Annotated in this window: 5 protein-coding genes; 4 read left to right on the forward strand and 1 reads right to left on the reverse strand. The window is 42.2% G+C overall.

All coding sequences use genetic code 11. The features are described from left to right. Nucleotides 1-111: 111 nt before the first annotated feature. The 3 genes from ACMP1L_RS04875 to ACMP1L_RS04885 are packed head-to-tail and all read left to right on the forward strand — an operon-like array spanning nucleotide 112 to nucleotide 4,147. Nucleotides 112-1,686, forward strand: a complete 1,575-nt coding sequence (locus tag ACMP1L_RS04875; RefSeq protein WP_418452181.1) for an AbgT family transporter — start codon at nucleotides 112-114, stop codon at nucleotides 1,684-1,686. A gap of 9 nt (nucleotides 1,687-1,695) precedes the next feature. Further along, complete coding sequence (locus ACMP1L_RS04880) at nucleotides 1,696-2,784, forward strand: M24 family metallopeptidase (RefSeq protein WP_418452183.1); 1,089 nt, start codon at nucleotides 1,696-1,698, stop codon at nucleotides 2,782-2,784. Nucleotides 2,785-2,809: 25 nt separating this feature from the next. After that, the gene (locus tag ACMP1L_RS04885; RefSeq protein ID WP_418452184.1) at nucleotides 2,810-4,147 is read left to right on the forward strand and encodes a M20/M25/M40 family metallo-hydrolase; all 1,338 of its coding nucleotides are present in this window, start codon (nucleotides 2,810-2,812) and stop codon (nucleotides 4,145-4,147) included. 319 nt (nucleotides 4,148-4,466) lie between these two features. On the opposite strand, the gene ACMP1L_RS04890 is transcribed toward ACMP1L_RS04885, so the two are convergent. Continuing rightward, nucleotides 4,467-5,720 carry an ATP-binding protein gene (locus ACMP1L_RS04890; RefSeq protein WP_418452185.1) on the reverse strand — a complete coding sequence of 418 codons (1,254 nt, stop codon included), beginning with the start codon at nucleotides 5,718-5,720 and terminating at the stop codon, nucleotides 4,467-4,469. A gap of 760 nt (nucleotides 5,721-6,480) precedes the next feature. Here ACMP1L_RS04890 and ACMP1L_RS04895 point away from each other — a divergent pair. After that, entirely contained in the window at nucleotides 6,481-7,230 is a 750-nt protein-coding gene (locus tag ACMP1L_RS04895) for a Sir2 family NAD-dependent protein deacetylase (protein ID WP_418452186.1), read from the forward strand. Nucleotides 7,231-7,933 lie beyond the last annotated feature (703 nt).

A 7,933-nucleotide genomic window follows, 5' to 3' on the forward strand; every position in this document is an offset into this window, starting at 1 on the left:
TACCATGAGCGGAGAGAAAATTTATATAAATCAAGCAAGAAAACCCAATAAAATCAATGGGTTTTGGCATTTAACAAATGCCTATAAGTGGATTATGAAAGAAGAAAGAGTATGGAAAAGAACAAGGAAGTGCACAAAGGAAAAAGGTCAGTAATCCAGATCTTTTTAGGAAAGGTAGAGGCTGTGGGAAATCGGTTGCCACCTCCGTCAATTATTTTTATCTGTCTATGTGCATTCATTATTTTGCTGTCAGGCATCGGAGGGCTTTTAGGGTGGAGCGCCACAGGAATGGTGCTTGACACAAAAACAAAGGAATTAGCGGAAACAACATTGAATGTAAAAAGTTTGATAAGTATTGATGGATTAAAGTATATGCTAACCCATGTAGCAAGCAACTTTACCAGCTTTCCATCGGTAGGCTCTACCTGTACTATTATGCTGGCAATTGGTGTTGCGGAACAGTCCGGCTGGATGGATGGCCTGATTCGTAAGGCGGTATCCATTACGCCTTCTATGTTGGTAACCCCGTTAGTTGTATTTATCGGGGTAGAGAGCAATATTTGCGAAAATGCGGGCTATATGGTCTTTGTTCCATTGGCCGCAATGATTTTTAAGGCTTGCGGTAAGCATCCGATTGCTGGTATCGCAGCTGGCTTTGCAGGTGTTTCAGGCGGATATTCAGCGAATCTGCTGATGGGTTCCATTGATGCAAGCCTTGCGGGATTGACTCAGTCGGCAGCGCAGACAATGAATGCAGATTATATAGTAAATCCAACCTGTAACTGGTTCTTTATGTTTACTTCCGTTGCCCTTGTAGTTGGAATTGGCACTTTTGTTACGGAAAAGATTGTAATTCCCATGCTTGGTTCCTACAAAGAAGGAAACGGAGATGGCTCTTTAGTTGAAACAAGAGAATATCTTACGGAAAAAGAAGAGAAAGCACTTAAAGTATCGAATTGGCTTTTTGTAGGTATGGTTGTTCTTTTGATTGTAAGCTGTATTCCTTCTAATTCCTTTATGAGAAATGAAGAAACAGGAAGTTTGATTAATAACTCTCTTCTGATTAACGCAATTATTCCTATTTTTACCATTTTGTTCCTGATCCCAGGAATTGTTTATGGTAAACTTAGCGGTAATATTAAGACGCAGCGTGAGCTGGGAAATGCATTTACAGGCTCCTTCCGCACTATTTCCGGTTTCCTGGCAACGGCTTTTTTCGCAAGCCAGTTTACAAACTATTTTAAATATACTTTAATGGGAAATGTACTTGCAATTAAAGGCTCTGAGGTATTGAATGCTCTTAATGTGGGCTGGATTCCGCTTCTTATTGTATTTATTATATTCTGCGGCTTTATTAATTTAATGATGCCTCAGGCATCTGCAAAATGGGCAATTTTTGCTCCTGTATTTGTTCCGATGTTTATGAATTTGGGAATATCTCCAGAGCTGACACAGTGCGCATATCGTATTTCTGACAGCAGTATGAATATTCTCTGTCCGGTACTGTCCTCTCTTCCAATCATACTCGCCTCTATGAAGCGATATGAAAAAGACAGCGGTTTTGGCACTCTTGTATCCTGCATGCTACCGTATTCTATGTCATTTTTAATATTCTGGACAGCACTGCTTATTATCTGGGGAATATTTGGGTTACCTTTAGGACCAGGCGTATCTGCGTTGCTATAGAATGGAGGTATGGATTTGCAGCTCAATTTCAATAGACTGGAAAGAATATATGATAATTTAAGCTTATGCGGCACGAATCAGATGCTCATTACGGATGCAAATGCAATTTTTTATCTTACTGGATGTATGCTTTATTGCGGTTCAAGGTTTATGGCTCTTTTCATTCGGAGGGGGAGACAGCCGGTATTGTTTCTTAACCGCCTGTATTCTGAACCGGATATAAAGGGGGTTGAGCTGGCCGGCTTTTCGGATACGGATGATATTACAATTCTTGTTTCCAGCTATATAGCGAAGAAGCAGCCGTTAGGGATTGATCGTAGGATGCCGGCTGGTTATTTAATCGATCTGCAAAGGCTTGGAGCAGCAGAAAGCTATTTGAACACATCCTATTGTGTTGAACAGGTTCGCTCGCAAAAAGATGAGAAAGAACAGCAACTGATGAAAGCTGCGTCAGCGATAAATGATTTGGCAATGGAACGATTTAAAAAATTAATCGGGCCTGGAATTACTGAAAAAGAGGCGGCAGCACATATTGAGCCGATTTATCGCAGCCTGGGAGCAGATGGAGTGTCATTTCAACCGATTGTATCCTTTGGGGCAAATGCGTCAGATCCGCATCATAAGCCGGATTATACAGTTCTAAAGGAAGGGGATTGCGTACTCTTTGACGTAGGCTGCCGGAAAGATTACTACTGCTCGGATATGACAAGAACCTTCTTTTACAAGAAAGTGTCCCCGGAAGCAAAAAAAATATATGAAATTGTGAAACAGGCAAATCTTGCCGCGGAAGAAATTATCCGACCAGGAAAGAGCTTCTGTGAGGTGGATTATGCAGCTAGAAATCTTATAGAGAAAGCTGGTTATGGGGAAAATTTTACGCACCGTCTGGGACATTCCATTGGAATTGAAGTACATGAGCCGGGAGATGTAAACCCGGCGAACCATACAATGCTTAAAGCGGGAAATATATTCTCCTGCGAGCCTGGAATTTATCTGAAAGGAAGGCTTGGGGTGCGCATAGAGGATCTGATCCTGGTAACTGAAAATGGAATGGAGCGTTTAAATAATTATCCGAAGGACTTGGAGATTATAGGGTAAAACAGATTGAAAGGGGGGTATTGGCATGATACCGGATAGGAATATTTTAGCGGAGCATTTATCGGGAATGGTGCGCTGTCCCACAGTTTCTGTGGAGGAAGAGGAGCAGATGGATTTTGAACCTTTTTTCAGGCTGCATCAGTATCTGAAAGAAACATATCCAATGGTGCACAAAACTTTTCAACGGGAAGTTGTTGGGAAGGCAGGGCTGCTTTATCACTGGAAAAACGGTAAAAAGAGCGAAAAACAACCGTTGCTTCTTGCGGCCCATCAGGATGTGGTTCCGCCGGGAGAGGAAGAGAAGTGGACATATCCTCCCTATGAGAGAAAAATAGCGGATGGTTTTGTGTGGGGAAGAGGAGCGCTGGACTGTAAAAATTCTATTATGGGACATATGGAAGCTTTGGAAGCGCTGATAAAAGAAGGCTTTCAGCCGGATTATGACATCTGGCTTGCTTATGGATATAATGAAGAAATCAGCGTTTCAAGTGAACATCCCTCTGCAAAGTTACTTGTAAATAAGCTGAAGGAAAAGCAGGTCAGATTAGGCGTGGTTCTGGATGAAGGAGGTTGTATTGTTCCGGCAAAGCCATTGGGAATGGAAGGCTTGGTGGCAAATATTGGTTTAGCTGAAAAGGGTTACGGAGATTTTCTGCTATATAAGACTGGAAAAGCGGGTCATTCGGCCCGTCCCTATACACCCAGCCTGATGTCAGAGGTGGCAAGAGCAGTGGTTAAAATAGAAGAGAATCCGTTCCCTTACCGGATCCTGCCTGAGTTAGCAGAGCAGTATCAGCTGATTGCTCCCTTTGCCACAGGCAAACAGCATTTGTATGAGGATATTACAAATAATCGCAAGGAATTTTTTGCTTCGCTGGGTAACGACCCTAGTGTGACGGCAAAATTCCATACAACAACGGCGATGACAATGGCAGAAGGAAGTTACCGTCCCAACGTTATGCCGGATAAGGTCAGTGTCAGGATTAACTGCCGTCCGATACCGGGAGAAACGATTGAAAGCGCCTCAGAAGCTTTGCGAGAATTGACAGAGGAGTTTGGAACAGAACTTCTGGTTCTGGGAGGACGGGATCCATCGCCTGTGACAGATTGTCATAATTCTCAGTACCAGTGTCTTAAGGAAACGATAGAGGAACTGTATCCGGAAATCCATGTTCTTCCATCGATTTGTCTTGGCGGGACAGATGCTTATTACTACTATGATATATCTGATTATGTATTTCGCTTTTCAGGGGAAAACAGAGTTCCTGAAAACGGTCCGGCTCACGGCATAAATGAACGAATTTCATTAGGCACTATTCGGGCGGTTCCTGAATTCATTTATAGCTATTTGAAGAATTATTGATTTGTGTTTTTTTACTTAATAATGGTATGCCACACAGAGCCATTTTAAGCGTATAGTAAAGCAGTTAAAAGCCAAAAATGAGCCGCTAACGCTTCAAAAATTTATAACACGTATTAAGACAAAGGGCTGAGAGTTTAAGCGCTCCCAGCCTTATTTAGGTTATGTTTTAGATATATATACTTTCACGGTTATTTTATCAAGATTATAAGTTGTGGAACCTTCCCCTGATTCAAAGCTCGTTTTCGAAAAAATAATCAACAGTCAACGATTTCCCTACTCTTTCCCTTATCATTTCTGCAGCTGAACTTTTCTTAATTCTTTAAAATTCCAGGCTATCTGCATTCAACAGAAAATACTTCATTCCCATAATGACAAACCCTTCATCATTACGCCAAGGCTTCTTAGTGCCATTGACAATGACAATTTTCTTGAATGAATCTGGAATGTTACGCAGAGAATTGAACTCTTGCGTCTGTTTTTCTTCTGAAGTCATATCGTAGGCTACTTGGATATAGTAACGCTGACTTCCTTGGTTTACAACAAAATCGACCTCCAGCTGCTTACGGATTCGCTTTCCCTCTTTGTCCTTATCATACACATCGACAACGCCCACATCCACATTGTAGCCACGGAGAAGCAACTCGTTATAAACGATATTCTCCATGATGTGGGTCGATTCCTGTTGTCTGAAATTCAGACGGGCATTTCTGAGGCCCAAATCGGTAAAATAATACTTCAAGTTTGCTCCGATATATTTTCTGCTTTTAATGTCATATCGGCTTGCTTTGGAAATCAGAAATGCTTCAGCTAATAGGTCGATATGGTGAGAAATCGTCTTATTGGTATAATTCATCTGACGTTCACTGGCGAAAGTGTTTGCAATTTTTGACGGATTGGTCGGTGCGCCGATTGCAGAAGCAAGCACATCAACCAGAATACCAATTTCATCTACGCTTTGAAGTTTATTTCTTTCAATAACATCCTTCAGATACACATTGGCAAAGATGTTTCTCAAATATTCTGCTTTCTGCCGATCATTCTGAAAGCCTGCAACCTGCGGAAGTCCGCCGTAGGTCATATAATCATTCCAGGCATCATCATAGTCACCATCATAAGCAGAATAAAACTCTGCAAAGGAGAGCGGGTAAATTCTGACTTCATCACCTCTGCCACGGAACTCAGTCACGATGTCGCTGGAAAGAAATTTGGAGTTGCTGCCAGTCACATAAACGTCAATGTTACTGATACGAAGCAGGCTGTTCAACACTTCCTCAAAACGGGGCATAAACTGAACTTCATCCAGAAGCAGGTAATATCTACCGGAATCTTTCATTGCATCCTTGATATAGCGGAAACACACCTTCGGATCTCGCAGTTCCTCGTTTTCAATACCATCCAGCGCAATCTCAATGATATGTTCTGCATCAACACCATTTTCCAAAAGGTATCTCTTAAAAATGTTAAAGAGCAAAAAGGACTTTCCACATCTGCGAATGCCTGTAATTACCTTTATCATGCCGTTATCTTTTCGCTCAATCAGCTGCTGCAGATAAGCGTCTCTCTTAATATCCATGGTATCGCTCCCTTTTTTCGTGCAACTGCACATTTTTTAGTAATATCATTCTAACACAGAACGGATTACTTTTCAATATTCATTCCTATTTTATGTGCAACTGCACATTTTTATGTCACGAAAACAAAAAAGGAGCGAACCTCGTAGCTGCATCCATGGATGGAATCCTGAGAGCCAGAGCTGTAGAGTTCCAATGGAACAATACGTTCACAATATCCTCAATGCCCGTCTCGGAAAGTAAAAAGGGGTATTCGCAATATCTGGTTGAAAATTCATAGCCCTTGCTGGTATGAAAATGCACATACTGGTTGAAAAGTATACTGTATGGAACTGGCATAACTATCTGCTCTATTGATATAAGGTAAGATGTCAAGTATTTGACCACATGCATGAATATGCTGTATTTACAACCTTTGCAGCAGCCAACAGCATCGCCGACAAACCTATGAATTAGCGCTAATCAGATGACATTTCTACATAATCAGTACCCAGCTCAACCAAAGTTTCAACCAAATATTGAGAATTCTACCTTAGTGAGTTTGTATCCAAATTGGCGTTTTTCAACCTAAAAATTCGGATACCCATAAAATGCTTAAATTTTTGTCTTGACAACTGAACCACTATACTTGACAAACAGAATTCGGGTGGTATACTTTTTCCATATAAGTGTTATTGAAGTACAATTTCATATTATTTCATGTAAACCAGGGCATAGTCGTCTGAGCTATGCCCTTTTCTGTGTTTTATGGGAGGTATTTTCATGGAAATGACTTATGTAAGGAAACGGATCGAAGAGGCCTCTAATCTGGTATGTCTGCTGGGAATCAGTACCAGCATGGACTGCGGATGTCTGAATTACCGTCAGGAAGATGGGCTGTATGATCTGGAACAGAAGTACGGCCATGCACCAGAGGAGATATTCTCTTCTGTATTCTTTAGCACACGCCCGCAGCAGTTTTTTGATTTCTATAAAACGGAGATTTTGAAAAGAACAGGAATGCCGGATGATTGCATGAAGACGCTGGCCCGGATGGAGACAGATGGCAGACTGAAAGCGGTCATCACCAGAGAACTGTTCAGCTTGCCAAGACGGGCAGGCTGCCAGAATGTAGTAGAGCTTCATGGAAGCATCTATGAAAATTATTGTCCCAGGTGCGGAAAAGCATTTGACATCGGATATATGCTTGAGACAGAGGGGGTTCCCCTATGCCCGGAGTGCAAAGTTCCCATCCGGCCCGGAGTGAACCTGATCGGAGACAGGATGAGCAGCGCCCGGATTGCCATGGCTGCAGCAGAACTGGCAAAGGCTGATACGTTGCTGATTCTGGGAGGGCATATGGAAACACCGCTTGTTTCCAACATGCTTCCCTATTTCCATGGCAATCTGGTGATTCTGGTCAATGAGAGCAAACATCTGTCAGACAGGATGGCTGACTTTACATATTATGGAAAACCGCGGGATATCTTGCCTCAGCTCTATCCGGCAGCAGCTGACGCTATCTCAGCTTGAATAAGATACTGAGAGTTCTATATCAGTACAGTCAGAAGGAGGGATGATTATCTGAAACTTGCCGCAGGATTAAAGGAAGAACTATCAAAGACTGAAGGATTTATAGGATCGGAACGTTTTACATCGCTTGCCGTTCCTGATAAGATTTTGAGTAAATCCTGAGTGGCGTGATGAAGAAAGCGTGACAAAGTGGCGCAATCTTGCCGCTCATAGGATGGCGCAGGCCAGCGGTAGAATGAATGACTTTGCGGATTATAAGATCACGGTTGTAACTCCTCTGCGCAGTTATACGATGACAGAACGGTCTGATGCTCCGGAAGATTCAAACAAGTATTTTGAAATATAACCTAAAATCCGTACAATAGCTAATAAATATAAAAGCCGTTATGTCAAAAGTCCAATATTTAAAGGGTTTTCCTTGAGGTTTCGTTGGGATATTTAGTGCCCATAATTTTGTTCAATCCCAGTTGTGCGCCCAGCTAAGGGTGTGTAGTCAAGCCGGTGGGATTCCGGTTTATCCAAGGTTTAGCCAACCAGATAATAGCGAGTCTTGGGATGATGTCGGTAACGGCATCTGACAAGCGTAGACAGCAAGAAAGCAGGGTTGAATAGTGATTGAGCTTCGAAACGTTAACTTCAGTCGGTCGACGTCTTAACTGGTGCGGAAGACAATATCATGTAATGCGATATGGCGAGTGTTATG

The sequence above is a fragment of the Ventrimonas sp. genome, from assembly GCF_048380235.1.
Classification (GTDB): Bacteria; Bacillota; Clostridia; order Lachnospirales; family Lachnospiraceae; genus Brotaphodocola.